Below are 13,701 nucleotides of genomic sequence, written 5' to 3'. Positions count from 1 at the left end.
ACCGGGGCGGCGGGAACCTCGAACAGCCGGGCGCCGAGATCGAGCAGCGCCGCGCGCCGGGCCGGGTCGGCGCCGTCGCGATGCACGATCCAGAGGGGGTGGTCCGCGGCCCCGCGCACCAGCCGCCCGTCGAGCGGGATCCGCAAATGCGAATCGACGATCAGGCGGATGACCGGCGTGCTGCGGAAGCCCTCGAGGCGGCAGGTCAGTTCCGGATCATCGGCCAGCACGGTGCCGACGCCGACCATCACGGCGTCATGCGTCCCGCGCAACGCGTGCGCCGCCTGGCGGGCCGCCGCACCGGTGATCCACTGGCTGGCGCCGGTGCGCGTCGCGATCTGCCCGTCGAGCGAGGTCGCGAGTTTCAGCGTCACCAGCGGCCGCCCCTCGCGGATGCGCTTGCAGAACCCTGCATTGATTTCCGCGGCCTCGGCACCGCCAATTCCCTCGACCACCTCGAGTCCCGCCTCGCGCAGGCGGGCGAGGCCCGCGCCGTTGGTCCGCTCGTCCGGGTCGGTCATGGCGACGACGACGCGCGCGATGCCGGCCGCGACCAGCGCATCGGCGCAGGGCGGCGTCCGGCCGTGATGGGCGCAGGGTTCGAGCGTGACATAGGCGGTGGCGCCCCTTGCCGCGTCGCCCGCCGCGGCAAGGGCTTCGGTTTCGGCATGCGGCCGCCCGCCTTGTGCCGTGCGGCCACGCCCGACCACCCGCCCGCCGCGCACGATCACGCAGCCGACGGTCGGATTCGGCGCGGTCTCGCCCAGGCCGCGCCGTGCGAGCGCGAGGGCCGTCCGCATATGCGCGAGATCGTCCATGCCTATTTCGATGGGTCCATCGTACCCAGGAAGGCCTTGAAATCCTTGGCTTCCCGGAAATCGCGATAGACCGAGGCGAAGCGCACATAGGCCACCGCATCGACCTCTTTCAACGTATCCATCACCAGCTCGCCAATCTCGCTGGACGGAATTTCCGCCTCGCCCGAGGCTTCCAGCTTGCGGACGATGCCGTTGACGATCCGCTCGATCCGCTCGTCATCGACGGGTCGCTTGCGCAGCGCGGTGCGGATCGAACGGGCCAGCTTGTCACGATCGAACGCGACCCGCCGCTGATCGGCCTTCACCACGACCAGCTCGCGCAGCTGCACGCGCTCGATCGTGGTGAAACGCTGGCTGCACTGCGGGCAGAAGCGCCGGCGACGGATGGCGGCGCCATCCTCCGTCGGCCGGCTGTCCTTGACCTGGGTATCGGCCTCGCCGCAGAACGGGCAGCGCACGCTTTTTTACCGGTAGATCGGGAACCGGGCGCAGAGCTCCAGCACCTTGGCGCCCACCGCCGCCTCGACGGCGGCGTTGTCACCGTCGTTCGATGCCGAGAGCCCGTCCAGCACCTCGACGATGAAACGGCCGACCATGCGGAACTCGTCGGGCCCGAAACCGCGCGTCGTCGCCGCCGGCGTGCCGAGGCGAATGCCGGAGGTGACCGCCGGCTTCGCCGGGTCGAACGGAATCGCGTTCTTGTTCGCGGTCATGTGGGCGCGCTCGAGCGAGGCCTCCGCCGCCTTGCCGGTCACGTTCTTCGGGCGGAGATCCACCAGCATGAGATGGCAGTCGGTCCCGCCGGTCACGATATCGAGACCGCCCTCGACCAGCGTTTCCGCCAGCACCTTGGCATTGTCGGCCAGCGCCTTCTGGTAGGCGCGGAATTCGGGGCGGAGCGCCTCGCCGAAGGCGACCGCCTTCGCCGCGATCACATGCATCAGCGGGCCGCCCTGCAGGCCGGGGAACACCGCCGAGTTGATCTTCTTGCCGAGGTCGAGGTCGTTGGAGAGGATCATGCCGCCGCGCGGGCCGCGCAGGGTCTTGTGCGTCGTCGTGGTAACGACATGCGCGTGGGGCACCGGCGAGGGGAAGATCCCGGCCGCGACGAGCCCGGCGAAATGCGCCATGTCGACCATGAAATAGGCGCCGACCTCGTCCGCCACCTTGCGGATGCGGGCAAAGTCGATGAAGCGCGGATAGGCCGAGCCGCCGGCGATGATCAGCTTCGGCTTGCGCTCGCGCGCGAGGCGCTCCAGCTCCTCGTAATCCAGCGTGCCATCCTCGCGCTTCACGCCATACTGCACGGCGTCGAACCACTTGCCGGACAGGTTCGGCGCCGCCCCATGGGTCAGATGGCCGCCGGCGGCGAGGCTCATGCCCAGAATCGTGTCGCCCGCGTTGAGCAGGGCGAGGAACACCGCCTGGTTGGCCTGCGCGCCGGAATGCGGCTGGACATTGGCGAAGGCGCAGCCGAACAGCTCCTTCGCGCGCGCGATCGCCAGTTCCTCGGCGATATCGACCGCCGCGCAACCGCCATAGTAGCGCTTGCCGGGATAGCCTTCGGCGTATTTGTTGGTCAGCACCGACCCCTGGGCCTCGAGCACGGCGCGGGAGACGATATTCTCGGAGGCGATCAGTTCGATGCCGTCCTGCTGGCGGCCGAGTTCGCGGCCGATCGCCGCCGCGAGATCAGGATCGGTCTCGGCGAGAGGGGCGTTGAAGAAGCGCGAGATGTTCGCGATCGGGCTCTGCTGGTTCATGATTTCGGCTCCGGGGTCAGTTTGGCGAGCCTCTTCTCGTGCCGGCCGCCTTCGAATTCGGTGGTCAGAAACGCATTGAGCGCGTCCAGCGCGACCATTTCGCCGGTCAGCCGGGCGCCCAGAGCGAGGATATTGGCATTATTGTGCATGCGCGAAAGGCGCGCCTCGGTTGCATCATGGGCCTGCGCGCAACGAACGCCGGTGTGGCGGTTCGCCGCGATCGCCATGCCGATGCCGGAACCGCACACAAGCAGGCCGAAACGGGCCGATCCGGCCTCGATCCGCATGCTCACCTCATGCGCGATATCGGGATAATCCACGCTCGCGGCCGAATTCGTGCCGCAATCGATCACCGCCCAGCCGGCGGCGCGCGCGGCCTCTGCCAGCCGGTCCTTCAATTCGAACCCCGCATGGTCGGCGCCGACCACCAGTGTCATGTTTTCGCTCATGGCGGGGCCTTAGCACGCCCGGCCCTGGCGCGAAACCGGATTTGCGCCAAGCGATGTCGCACTGGCTGGCCGCGAATGGCGTGCATGGGGCACAACCGCGTTATGGGGTTGCGGGATCGCCGCCGATCCGCTAATTCGCCCTCCACGGCGGACCCGTAGCTCAACTGGATAGAGCACCAGACTACGAATCTGGGGGTTAGGAGTTCGAGTCTCTTCGGGTCCGCCAGTCCCCGCCGCAGAGGATGCCCGCCAATGGCCGATCCGGCGCCGATCGACCCCCGCCTTCTGGAAATCCTGGTCTGCCCGCTCACCAAGGGGCCGCTGATCTATGATCGCGAGGCCGGGGAACTGATCAGCACGAAAGCCGGCCTCGCCTTTCCGATCCGGGACGGCATCCCGATCATGCTGGTCGACGAAGCGCGCCAGATCGACCCGTGACCGCGCCCGAACCGACCGAAATCCGCCTGCGCCGGGCCGAGCGGGTGCTCGAGATCACCTTCGCCGATGGCGCTCGCTTCGAGCTTTCGGCCGAATATCTCCGCGTCGAGAGCCCGAGTGCCGAAGTGCAGGGCCACAGCCCTTCAGAGCGGCAACTGGTCGCCGGCAAGAAGGCGGTGGGCATCTCCCGCCTCGAGCCGAACGGCAACTACGCGGTGCGAATCACCTTCGACGACGGGCACTCCACCGGCATCTATTCCTGGGACTATCTTCACAGGCTGGGGCGCGAGCAGGATCAGCGGTGGACCGCTTATCTGAAGGCGCTCGACGCCGCGGGCCTCTCCCGCGATCCCGGCTGATCCCGCGCCGCGCGGACGGCTTGCACACATCCCTTTGGCTCACAAGGCGGCCGCTGATCGCCGGTCCGGGGGCATCCATGCGTCCGACTGGCTTGCGCGGGCGCGGTTGACTATCATCTAGGGAGTCATAGCAACGGATCAGCGACCATGGATCATTTCACCGACTCGGACGCACGGCGCCCAACAGGCGCGGACGCCGCAATCATCGAGGGCAGCCAGACCACGTTCATGGCCGATGTCGTCGAGGCATCGAGAAAGGTCCCGGTTCTGGTCGATTTCTGGGCTACCTGGTGCGGTCCCTGCAAGACGCTGACGCCGACGCTCGAGAAAGTCGTCCGCGCCTATGGCGGCAGGATCAGGCTGGTCAAGATCGACATCGACGAGAACCGCGCGCTCGTTCAGCAGCTTTCGAGCCTCGGGTTGCCGTTGCAGTCGGTGCCGACCGTCGCCGCATTCTGGCAGGGACAGATCGCCGATCTGTTCCAGGGCGCCCTGCCGGAAAGCGAGGTGCGCCGGTTCGTCGACGCGCTGCTCAAGCTGGCCGGCTCCTCGGCACCCTCGGCAGACCTGATCGCTCAGGCCCGCAAGGCGATGGAGGACGATCAGCCGGAGCAGGCCGCCGCCCTGTTCAGCGCTGCGCTCGATGAGGACCAGAACCGCCCCGAGGCCTGGGCCGGCCTCGTGCGGGCGCTTGTCGCCCTCGGCGCGGATGAGAGGGCCGAGGCCATCCTGGCCGAGGTCCCGCAATCCCTCGCCGAGCACGCGGAGATCCAGGCGGCAAAGACGGCGGTTTCCGTCGCCCGCGAAGGCCGCATGGCCGCCCGCCAACTGGCCGAACTCCAGGCCAGGCTTGCCGCGGATCCGAACGACCACGACACCCGGTTCGCTCTCGCTGCCGCCCTCAACGCCACCGGCGACCGCACCGGCGCCGCCGAGGCCCTGCTCGACATCATGCGACGTCAGCGCAACTGGAAGGATGACGCGGCCCGACTTCAGCTTCTCAAGTTCTTCGACGCCTGGGGCGTCGATGACGCCGACACGATGGCCGCCCGGCGCAAACTCTCGGCCCTGCTGTTCAGTTGAGTTCACTCTTCGGCATGTCGGGGACGTCCGCACGGTTCGAGGGCGTCCCGGAGATCTTTCCGATCTTTCCACTGACCGGGGCCGTGCTGTTTCCGGGCGGGCGTCTGCCGCTGAACATTTTCGAGCCGCGCTATCTGGCCATGGTCGACGACGCGATGGCCGCGGGGCGAATGTTCGGCATGATCCAGCCGCTTCCCGACACACCGCGAACCGCGAACGGGCCGGCCATCTATCGCCTCGGCTGCCTCGGCCGCATCACGGCCTTCAGCGAGACGGATGACGGACGCTATCTCATCACCCTGACGGGTCTCGTTCGCTTCGAGGTCGTCGAGGAAGCGGAAATGCGGCGCGGCTACCGCCGGGTGCAGGGCGATGTGTCCGCATTCCGCGATGATTTCGCGATACAGTCGAATGGCGCCATCGGAGCCCCTCCCCTCGTTTCGCGAGAGCTGCTGACCGGCGCGCTACGACGCTATTTCGAAGCGATCGGCGTCGATGCGAACTGGGATGCGATCAATGAAATCTCGGACGATGCGCTGATTGTTACCCTGTGCATGGCGTGCCCGTTCAGCCCGATCGAGAAGCAGACACTTCTCGAAGCCCGGACCGACGCAGAACGTGTGCGATCGTTGCTGGCGATCCTTGAGATCCACTCCCGTCGTTCCTGATCGACGTTCAGATCCGCGACATCTGCCGCTCCGCAAGCTTCCAGATATAGGCGATGATTTCGGCCACCGCCCGGTAATGCTCGGGCAGGATCTCGGTTTCAACATCCTGCTGGAACAGCGCCCTGGCGAGCGGCGGATTTGCCACGATCGGAATGCGGGCCTCGCGCGCAAGATCCCGGATCCGCGCCGCTCGTTCATCTGCGCCCTTGGCGACGATCTTCGGCGCTTCCGCCTGGCCCGCACGGTATTCCAGCGCAACCGCATAATGTGTCGGGTTCGTAATGACGACGGCCGCCCGGGCCATCGCCACGTTGAGGCTTCGTTTGGCAAGGGCACTTCGCGCCGCCTTGATCCGCGCGCGAACGTGGGGATCGCCATCCGTTTCCTTCTGTTCGTCCTTGACTTCCTGCCGTGACATTTTGACTGAAGTCGAAAAGCGGTTGCGCACCAACACGAAGTCGACTGCGCCCGAAACAACCTGAATCATGACGGCCGCAGACAGAATGGCAACGATCGAACCAAAGATCGCCGCAAGAAGCGTCTTTTCCGAACCGAGCAGCATCGCCTCCAGGCCGTGGAGCCTTGCGTCCATGACGACATAAAGCGCTGCACCAATCGCCGCCAACTTGAGGATGGACTGTCCGGAAGCGGCGAGGTTTGGAGTCCCAAACAGTTTGCCGATGCCGGCAAGCGGGTTCAACCTGGCGAAGTTCAGGCCAATCGCCCCCCAGTTCGTCCTGAAGCCGGTCTGCAGGAGCGATACGACGATTGCCGATAGTGCAATCGCGCCTGCAAACGGAATGAAAACGCCGAGCGATGCCATTCCAGCCTGCCATAAGGCGCGGCTGAGACCGGCCCCACTGTCGACCGTTGCAGCCCTGGTGAAGGCGCTCGCAAGCGTATTCGCAAGGCGTTCGGCGGAAGACGGCAGCACACCGATCATCACCGCAAGGGCAACACCGAGACTGGCCAGTGTCGCCACTTCCCTGGACGTTCCGGGCCCCTGCTCGTCCAACGCCTTCGCAAGGCGCGTTGGCGTCGCAGCTTCGGTCCGATCTTCCTTGTCTTCAGCCGCTATGACACGACCTCATGCGATATCACGGATTCCGGCCTGCATCTCACCAGCTCGCGTAAGCATGCAGAAGCGGCAGCATCGCATCCTGCCAGACAGTGAGCATCGGGGAGGCGAGGATCGCGAGCAGAAACATGCCGCCAAGCAGCTGCAGCGGGGCTGCAACGAAATAAACCTGCATGCTCGGGGCGACCTTGGACATCAGTCCAAGACCGGCTTGCCACAGGAGACCGATGAAGAGAAAGGGCGCGGCAAGATGCAAGGCCGTCACGAACTCTGCCGACACGGCCCGGACAGCGAAGCCGAGCAGCAGCCCCGCCGGGGGAAGATGAGCGCCAATGATTGTCGACGTCAGCGGGATTACCCGGAACGACCGGATTATGGCGAGGACCGGCAACATAAAAAGACCGGTGGTGAACACTACAGCCGGCAACATGACGCTCAGGGCATTCGCCACCAGCGTGCTGTTCGGACCAATCTCGACATTCGGCAGCAACACGCTGGACAGGCCCATCTGATAGGAAATGATCTGTCCCGCTACGGGCAGGCTCAGCATGATCGCCGCCGTGAGCCAGCCGAGAGATAGCCCGACAACGATCTCACGAAGCACCAGAAACACGAAAACCGGAATCGAGGATGGAACGCCAATCGTACCGGAGACGATCAACGGCGCCACGATTGCCGTAAGAGCGATCGACAGCCCGATGCGTATCTGCGGCGGCGCATTCCCCGCCCCCATGAAGGGCAGCGCCATGACTAGACTCGAAATTCTGATGAAAATCAGCAACGGCCCGAAAACCATATCGGCAAGGCCGTGCGGAAACATGATCAGCCGACGTGAATCATGGCGGTGAATATCTCGTGCGCGAACTGCGATAACGTACCGAGCAAAAAACTGCCCATGATCATCAATGTTCCGGCGACGGCAGCCATCTTTGGCAAAAAGACAATGGTCGCCTCGTTGATTTGCGTCACCGCCTGCAGCAGCGATATCACGACGCCCGCCACGAGCGCGGCGAGCAAAGGCGGCGCCGATAGTTGCGCCGCAACAAGAAATGCCTCGTGGAGCGACGTGATGACCGCTGGATCAGTCATGCCGGGAACCGCAAGCGATGCCGGACCGCCGCTCCTTTTGTCTGCCAATCGTCGCTGAAGCACCACCGCCCATGATCAGATCGGCATGCTCATGATCGATTGATAGGCCTGGATCAGACGATCACGGATGGCAACGGTTGTCTGCAACGCAACCTGAGCCTGGGCAACAGAGGCAACGACATGGGTAAGGTCTCCCTTTCCCATCAAACCGGAACTGGCTGCCTGCTCCGTCGACGCGCTCTGATGAATTGCGCTCGTGATGACGTTCGACATGTAATCGCCAAAGCTGGGCGAACCGGCCGCGCCCGTGCCGGCAGCGCGACCATAGGCAGAGATTGCATTGGACGGATTTACGAGAGCCGAGATCGTTCCGGACATCAGATCAGCCCCAGCGTGCGGGTCATCATGCCGCGCGTGGCATTCATGACGGAGAGATTGGCATCGTAGGAACGCTCGGCCTGCTGCATATCCATGAGTTCCACCAGACTATTTACGTTTGGCAACTTGACGTAGCCCTGGGCGTTGGCCGCGGGATTGGAGGGATCGTATTTCATTGGGAATGGCGCCGTGTCCTTGCCGATATTCGCAACCTGCACCAGGTCAGTGCCGGTGGTCTGGCTAAAGACGTCCTGGAATGAGATGGTCTTTCGCTGATATGGATTGCTGCCCGGCGTCGAGCCCGTGCTGTCCGCGTTGGCCAGATTCTGCGCGATGACCTGCAGCCGCGCATCCTGCGCTGACAGTCCCGCAGCCGTAATGTCGAGTGTGGTACCGAATTTCATTATAGTTCCTCGGATTTTACGGATTGGGACCAAGCGCCGTAGTGAACATGCCAAGATAGGTCTTGTAGATATTCACTGCATATTGCTGGTTGATCTGGGTTCCGGCGACCGCCGCGAGCTGACTTTCAAGCGAAACCGCGTTTCCATCGGGCGCACGTGCCGCGACGGTGGCTGTCTCCGTGCCAACGGATTGACCGGAGGATGACGGAATATCGAGGGCATTCGTCGTGGCCAAGGCAAGATTGCCAGTGCCGTTCAGCGTATCCGAGAACGCAACCGGCATTCTGGACACATATCCTGGGGTATCGATATTCGCTATGTTTTGCGCCAATACCGATTGCGATTGCGCCAGATAGACCAGCCGATCGGCGGCGAGGCCGATAAGATTCAAGGTCATTTTGCCCTCCGAAACCGGAAGGATGATGCCTTTGAAAAGTTAAAATTCCGTCAAGGATAATGGGCATTAATTTTTTTATTTCTGCGAACCCGACACGCAGGTTCAATGAAATATTAATCTTTTTCCGGCTTTCTTCCGCAGACCGACCAGCCGCCGATTCGGGCGAAGCCAGGTCGGCGGGATCAGATCCGGAGACTGCTGCAGAATGGGCATGGCAGGAATAGAGCACGTTGTTATCGCGCTGGGGGTCGTCTTGCTCCTGATTGCGGGACTTGCCGCAATTCTGCGCCGACTCCGTCTGACCAGCGCCTTGACAGGGATTGCCTCCGCTTGGGGCGTGACGGCCCAAACCCAGTCCTGCCGAGTCGGCCGCAGCACGACATTGTCGATCGTTACACTGGGCGACTTCAGTTTTGTTGTCATGAATGGCCCGCGATCGGACCAAATACAGCTCTTGCCGACGGCTCGGCAAGGGAACGACACCTGATGAACCGGCGTACACGCACCGGCGTGCTGCTGGGGGCCGGCCTCGGCCTTGCCCTCCTGGCCTTGCCTCACGCCGCCCATGCCCAGTCGGTCAATCTCGATCTCGGGTCGGGCGGCGCGCCCGAAACCGCGAAGCTTATCCAGCTCATCGCGCTGATCGGCGTCATCTCGCTGGCGCCCAGCCTGCTTGTCATGCTCACGGCCTTCACGCGGATCGTCATCGTGCTGAGTCTGCTGCGCACGGCCCTCGGCACACAGACGACACCGCCAAACTCGGTGCTGATCGGACTTGCTCTGTTTCTCACCTATTTTGTCATGGCCCCGGTGTTCTCGCAGTCATGGCACACCGGTCTCCTGCCGATGACCCAGGGCGATGTTGGCACGCTGGAGGGGCTGAAGCTCGCCGCCGCGCCGTTTCACACGTTTCTCGCTGATAATGCCCGCCCCGCCGACGTGCGGGTCTTCCTCTCGCTGGCACACATCAAGCCGCCGGCAAACATGCAGGATGTTCCTTGGCGCGCACTGATTCCCGGCTTCGTCGTCGGTGAGTTGCGCCGCGGATTTGAAATGGGCTTCATGATCTTCCTGCCGTTCATGGTGATCGACATCGTCATTTCCTCGATCCTGATGAGCCTCGGCATGATGATGCTGCCGCCCACCGCGGTGTCACTGCCATTCAAGATCATCTTTTTCGTTCTTGTCGATGGCTGGCAACTCGTCTGCGGCAGCCTGGTGAGAAGCTTTCCGCCCATACATTTCTAGTTGCGACTGGAACATCTCCTCACCCTGCGTGACGGCCGGTCAGCCGGGGTCGAGCGGGATCGATATCCTGAAATGCGTTCCTCTGCTGCTCGTCGCCACGAGCGTAAGCTCGCCTCCATGGGCGCGCACCAGGTCACGGGCGATGGCGAGGCCCAGGCCCGTTCCGCCGCTGCGGGCAGACCCTGTGAAGGGCCTGAACAGATTGGCCTGCGCCCGCTCGGGCAGACCAGGTCCGTCATCCACGATGTCGATGATGACCTGGCCGGCATCGATGCCGCTGCTGATGACGAGCCGGCCCGCCCCCGCCTCGGCGGCGTTGCGCATCAGGTTCAGCAAGGCGCGCTGCATCTGCGTTCTGTCCAGCGACGGCATGATTTCGGCTGGAATGTTCGTTTCGATGGTCAGGCGCTCGTGCAGCAGGCGCGTCTGCGCGGCGACGTCCGCGACCAGTTCCGCCAGGGGACAGGCCGCTCTGACCAGAGGCGGCGGGCCCTCCCGGGCGAAACTGAGCGTATGAGTGACGAGATCCGTCGCGCGTTCGACCGCGTCGACCAGGGTCGTCGCGCCGCTGCGGATCGCGGGGTCAGCACTTCCGGAAAGCCGGTCAGCGACCAGCAGCGCCGTCGATAGTATGTTGCGCAGATCGTGGCTGATCTTGGCCACCGCCGTGCCGAGTGCCGCCAGCCTGGCATTGCGCCACAGCGCGGCACGAAGCTCCGTCTGCATGCTTGCGAGTTCGCGCGCGGCAACCGCGATCTCATCGTCCCTGAACTCATCCGCCGGCCGGATCGCAAGCGGCGCGGCGTGCTCGGGATCTTCCCGGAAGCGGGTGATGCTTTCCGTCAGCCGGCGCATCGGCAGCACGAGCACCCGGTTGAGCGCGACATAGACCACCAGTCCGGTCAGCAGCGCGATGGCGAGAGAGAGGGCCGCGGTATGGTCCGCATAGTGCCACAGATGCCTTGCGAGAACGGGATTGTGGACGACGATCTGCACGATGACATTCGGCTGCAGCGGACTTGGCGCGGTGACCAGCACATCGCGCGGGGCAAGGCCGAACTGCACATCGAGAGCCCTGAGAACGGAACCAAACAGGGTTTCGTGCGCGAGGTTGATCGAGCCCTCGGCGCGCACCGTCCCCCGCGGCGGCAACACCAGGATGCTGCGTCCGCCCTGCACGAGCCGGATCGCCTCGGTGCCAGACAGACGGAGCAATTCGTTGCGAGTCGACAGATCGACGACCCCATGCGGCGCGGTCGATACCGTCAGCGCCGCGAGATGGGCCTCGGTCACTCTGTTCATCAGCCAGGCGCTGCGTTCATGGCCGAGGCTCGGCAACAGGATCATGACCTCGACAAGCAGCGTCACGATCACGGTCAGCCAGAGCAGCCGCGCCGACAGGCTGTGGCCGATCCATCGCCCGAAGACTTTGTTCATGGCGGTCAGGCGGCCCTCGCGCGGAAAGCGGCGCGCCCTTCCTCGAACAGGCGATCGAGAAAGGCACGGTCCGCATAGGCCCGCGATTCGGGCGAAAGGCCGGCCAGGGCTCGATCGGCCGGATATTCGATGAAGGTCAGCGTCGGCGGCAGCAGGGCGCATTCAGCGTCGATCGCCGTCTGGAAGGCGAGTTCCTGCACCCGATTGAGAATATCGGCCGGCTGGCTCGGCACGCCGGCCCGAAGCCGGCTCTGCGCCCGAATCAGCACCAGCCTCTCGGGATCGAGCGCCAGCAACGGACCGAGAGGCGGATTGCCCGAATACGCCCCGTCCCAGTAAGCGATTCCATCGATCAGCACTGTCGGAAACAGAGTCGGCAGGCAGGCGGAAGCCAGAAGGGCGTCGACCGTGATGTCCTGATTCGTGAATATGCGTGACAACCCCGACTCCACGGCGGTCGCCGCAATGAACAGCCGCGGCGCCGAAGGATCGGCCAAGGCGGCACGATCGAGCAAATCCGTCAGGATCGGACGCAGCGGATTCTGCCCAAGCGGGTTGATCGACGCGTGTCCAAACATGCTGAGAACCGTCGCAATACCCTGCATTGCAAGGTTGCTGCCGAATTCGCGCCCGACCTCGAAGCCGGGCAGCCAGCGGTCGAGATGCGACGTCAGCGGCGCCAGCACGTTGGTCGCCACCACCCGGTCCCAGAACTGCGCCATCGCCGCCCGGGCGCCGTCCGCCCCGCCGCGAACGAAACCCTGGACGGCCATCGTGCCTAGAATGGCGCCGGAGGAAACACCGCAGACGGCGTCGAACACCTCCCCGGCGGCCAGCAATGCGTCGAGAACACCCCAGGCATAGGCGCCGTGCGAGCCGCCGCCCTGCAGGGCCAGCGCAGTGCGACAACGATACGGTTGCTGTGAGGTCATCATCGCAATCTGCACAATCGCATATGGGTTGGGCAAGCGGAACCGCGCCGGCACGCGGCGGTTCAGCCGTCTTTGTTGACGTCGGGCAGGACAATGCCTAAGAGGACGGACCGAAGGGAGCCGCTCCGGACGGAACGCGGCGCTCTGCCTGTTTTCCGAATTCAACCGGCGGCAGGTTGCCCGCAACCACCGCCATACGGCAGTCATTGGAGTAGAGACCGTGAAGCGCACCTACCAACCCTCCAAGCTCGTTCGCAAGCGCCGCCATGGTTTCCGCTCGCGGATGGAGACCGTCGGCGGCCGCAAGGTGCTGGCAAGCCGTCGCGCGAAGGGCCGGAAGCGTCTTTCCGCCTGACGTTCCTTCGCGTTCGCCCGGGCCCGCACATCGCGCTGCGTGGCCGGGCCCGGAACCAGTCACGATCATGCGCGCCGCGCCCTTCCAGTCTCTGCCCCAGCGTGCCGATTTCCTCCGTGCCGCTGCCCATGGGCGGAAGGCGGCGCGCGAAGGTTTCGTCGTACAAATCCTGCTGACAATGCCCGGCGCGCCCGTCCGCCTCGGCCTGACCGCGAGCCGGAAGGTCGGCAACGCGGTCATCCGGAACCGGGCACGCCGCCGGCTTCGTGCGCTCGCTCGCGAAGAATTGCGCCACCGATCGGTTTCCGGGGCGGACATCGTCCTGATCGCCCGCAAAGGCACGGCAACCGCCGAATTTTCAAGCCTCCGCGCGGATTTCCGCGCCGTGCTCGACGCGGCTTTTCCCCCTGCGGCGGCAGACGCGCGATGAACACGGCGACGAAGTTGCTGCGTGGCGGGGTGCGGGCCTATCAGCTGACGCTGTCATCTGTCCTCGGCGGGCAGTGCCGCTTCTATCCTTCGTGCAGCGCCTATGCGATGGAAGCGCTCGCGGTTCATGGCGCGCTGCATGGTTCCGCCCTCGCCGCACGGCGCATCCTGCGTTGCCATCCCTGGAATCCGGGCGGGGTCGATCCCGTCCCACCGGCCCATCACCACGATGAGATGAAACAGAATGGATAATCGACGGCTTCTCTACTCGATCTCGATCTCTCTGGTGATCCTCGTGCTGTTCCAGGTCATCGCGAGCTACGTGCTGCCGCCGCCGAAAAAGGCGCCGCCGCACCCGGCCACGCAGACAGCGCAG

At 64.6% G+C, this 13,701-nt stretch carries 20 protein-coding genes and 1 tRNA gene; 9 read left to right on the top strand and 12 right to left on the bottom strand.

Annotation, left to right across the window (positions count from 1 at the left end; genetic code table 11):
- From ribD to rpiB, 4 genes are all read right to left on the bottom strand, one after another.
- Nucleotides 1-818 (bottom strand): bifunctional diaminohydroxyphosphoribosylaminopyrimidine deaminase/5-amino-6-(5-phosphoribosylamino)uracil reductase RibD (gene ribD / locus APM_RS10520; RefSeq protein ID WP_007423353.1); only part of this gene is annotated, 818 nt, incomplete at its 3' end.
- 2 nt (nt 819-820) lie between these two features.
- Nucleotides 821-1,276 carry a transcriptional regulator NrdR gene (nrdR, locus tag APM_RS10515; RefSeq protein WP_007423352.1) on the bottom strand — a complete coding sequence of 152 codons (456 nt, stop codon included), beginning with the start codon at nt 1,274-1,276 and terminating at the stop codon, nt 821-823.
- 6 nt (nt 1,277-1,282) lie between these two features.
- Nucleotides 1,283-2,581: a serine hydroxymethyltransferase gene (gene glyA / locus APM_RS10510; RefSeq protein WP_007423351.1), complete on the bottom strand. Its 1,299-nt coding sequence runs from the start codon at nt 2,579-2,581 to the stop codon at nt 1,283-1,285.
- A complete protein-coding gene (gene rpiB / locus APM_RS10505; protein ID WP_007423350.1) occupies nt 2,578-3,030 on the bottom strand; it encodes a ribose 5-phosphate isomerase B in 453 nt (150 codons plus the stop codon). Before rpiB ends, glyA begins: the two co-directional genes overlap by 4 nt.
- 149 nt (nt 3,031-3,179) lie before the next feature.
- Between rpiB and APM_RS10500 the strand changes: the two genes are divergently transcribed.
- The 5 genes from APM_RS10500 to APM_RS10480 all read left to right on the top strand — a co-directional run bounded on the left by APM_RS10500 (nt 3,180) and on the right by APM_RS10480 (nt 5,578).
- Nucleotides 3,180-3,256 (top strand) — tRNA-Arg (locus APM_RS10500).
- 26 nt (nt 3,257-3,282) lie between these two features.
- Entirely contained in the window at nt 3,283-3,468 is a 186-nt protein-coding gene (locus APM_RS10495) for a Trm112 family protein (RefSeq protein WP_007423349.1), read from the top strand.
- Entirely contained in the window at nt 3,465-3,827 is a 363-nt protein-coding gene (locus APM_RS10490; RefSeq protein ID WP_007423348.1) for a gamma-butyrobetaine hydroxylase-like domain-containing protein, read from the top strand. Before APM_RS10495 ends, APM_RS10490 begins: the two co-directional genes overlap by 4 nt.
- A gap of 147 nt (nt 3,828-3,974) precedes the next feature.
- Nucleotides 3,975-4,910 carry a tetratricopeptide repeat protein gene (locus APM_RS10485; RefSeq protein WP_007423347.1) on the top strand — a complete coding sequence of 312 codons (936 nt, stop codon included), beginning with the start codon at nt 3,975-3,977 and terminating at the stop codon, nt 4,908-4,910.
- A gap of 14 nt (nt 4,911-4,924) precedes the next feature.
- A complete protein-coding gene (locus APM_RS10480; RefSeq protein ID WP_012039832.1) occupies nt 4,925-5,578 on the top strand; it encodes an LON peptidase substrate-binding domain-containing protein in 654 nt (217 codons plus the stop codon).
- Nucleotides 5,579-5,585: 7 nt separating this feature from the next.
- Here APM_RS10480 and APM_RS10475 read toward each other — a convergent pair whose 3' ends face one another.
- From APM_RS10475 to APM_RS10450, 6 genes are all read right to left on the bottom strand, one after another.
- A complete protein-coding gene (locus APM_RS10475) occupies nt 5,586-6,656 on the bottom strand; it encodes a flagellar biosynthesis protein FlhB (protein WP_081432887.1) in 1,071 nt (356 codons plus the stop codon).
- 40 nt (nt 6,657-6,696) lie between these two features.
- A complete protein-coding gene (locus tag APM_RS10470) occupies nt 6,697-7,452 on the bottom strand; it encodes a flagellar biosynthetic protein FliR (RefSeq protein ID WP_256379483.1) in 756 nt (251 codons plus the stop codon).
- A gap of 26 nt (nt 7,453-7,478) precedes the next feature.
- On the bottom strand, nt 7,479-7,745 hold the full coding sequence (locus APM_RS10465) for a flagellar biosynthetic protein FliQ (RefSeq protein WP_012039834.1): 267 nt from the start codon (nt 7,743-7,745) through the stop codon (nt 7,479-7,481).
- Nucleotides 7,746-7,820: 75 nt separating this feature from the next.
- Nucleotides 7,821-8,123 carry a flagellar hook-basal body complex protein FliE gene (locus APM_RS10460; protein WP_007423342.1) on the bottom strand — a complete coding sequence of 101 codons (303 nt, stop codon included), beginning with the start codon at nt 8,121-8,123 and terminating at the stop codon, nt 7,821-7,823.
- Nucleotides 8,123-8,527 carry a flagellar basal body rod protein FlgC gene (gene flgC, locus APM_RS10455; protein ID WP_007423341.1) on the bottom strand — a complete coding sequence of 135 codons (405 nt, stop codon included), beginning with the start codon at nt 8,525-8,527 and terminating at the stop codon, nt 8,123-8,125. The genes APM_RS10460 and flgC overlap by 1 nt, the downstream gene beginning before the upstream one ends.
- A gap of 16 nt (nt 8,528-8,543) precedes the next feature.
- Nucleotides 8,544-8,924 (bottom strand): flagellar basal body protein, encoded by a 381-nt coding sequence (locus tag APM_RS10450; protein WP_007423340.1) that lies wholly within the window; start codon nt 8,922-8,924, stop codon nt 8,544-8,546.
- A gap of 486 nt (nt 8,925-9,410) precedes the next feature.
- On the opposite strand from APM_RS10450, the gene fliP reads away from it, so the two are divergent.
- Complete coding sequence (gene fliP, locus APM_RS10440) at nt 9,411-10,172, top strand: flagellar type III secretion system pore protein FliP (RefSeq protein WP_007423339.1); 762 nt, start codon at nt 9,411-9,413, stop codon at nt 10,170-10,172.
- Between the two features lie 39 nt (nt 10,173-10,211).
- Here the strand turns inward: fliP and APM_RS10435 are convergent, their stop codons facing one another.
- Entirely contained in the window at nt 10,212-11,609 is a 1,398-nt protein-coding gene (locus APM_RS10435; RefSeq protein WP_007423338.1) for a HAMP domain-containing sensor histidine kinase, read from the bottom strand.
- A gap of 5 nt (nt 11,610-11,614) precedes the next feature.
- Nucleotides 11,615-12,772, bottom strand: coding sequence for a patatin-like phospholipase family protein (locus tag APM_RS10430; RefSeq protein ID WP_233490046.1), 1,158 nt, complete (start codon nt 12,770-12,772; stop codon nt 11,615-11,617).
- Here APM_RS10430 and rpmH point away from each other — a divergent pair.
- The 3 genes from rpmH to yidD all read left to right on the top strand — a co-directional run bounded on the left by rpmH (nt 12,762) and on the right by yidD (nt 13,577).
- Nucleotides 12,762-12,896 (top strand): 50S ribosomal protein L34, encoded by a 135-nt coding sequence (gene rpmH / locus APM_RS10425; RefSeq protein ID WP_007423336.1) that lies wholly within the window; start codon nt 12,762-12,764, stop codon nt 12,894-12,896. The two genes, APM_RS10430 and rpmH, sit on opposite strands and share 11 nt — an antisense overlap.
- 67 nt (nt 12,897-12,963) lie before the next feature.
- Nucleotides 12,964-13,326 carry a ribonuclease P protein component gene (rnpA, locus tag APM_RS10420; RefSeq protein WP_007423335.1) on the top strand — a complete coding sequence of 121 codons (363 nt, stop codon included), beginning with the start codon at nt 12,964-12,966 and terminating at the stop codon, nt 13,324-13,326.
- Nucleotides 13,323-13,577, top strand: a complete 255-nt coding sequence (yidD, locus tag APM_RS10415) for a membrane protein insertion efficiency factor YidD (RefSeq protein WP_007423334.1) — start codon at nt 13,323-13,325, stop codon at nt 13,575-13,577. The genes rnpA and yidD overlap by 4 nt, the downstream gene beginning before the upstream one ends.
- Nucleotides 13,578-13,701: the final 124 nt, after the last annotated feature.

This window comes from Acidiphilium sp. PM (assembly GCF_000219295.1).
Classification (GTDB): domain Bacteria; phylum Pseudomonadota; class Alphaproteobacteria; order Acetobacterales; family Acetobacteraceae; genus Acidiphilium; species Acidiphilium multivorum.
Note: the sequence above shows the minus strand (reverse complement) of the source record. Positions and strands in the feature narration are given on the sequence as shown.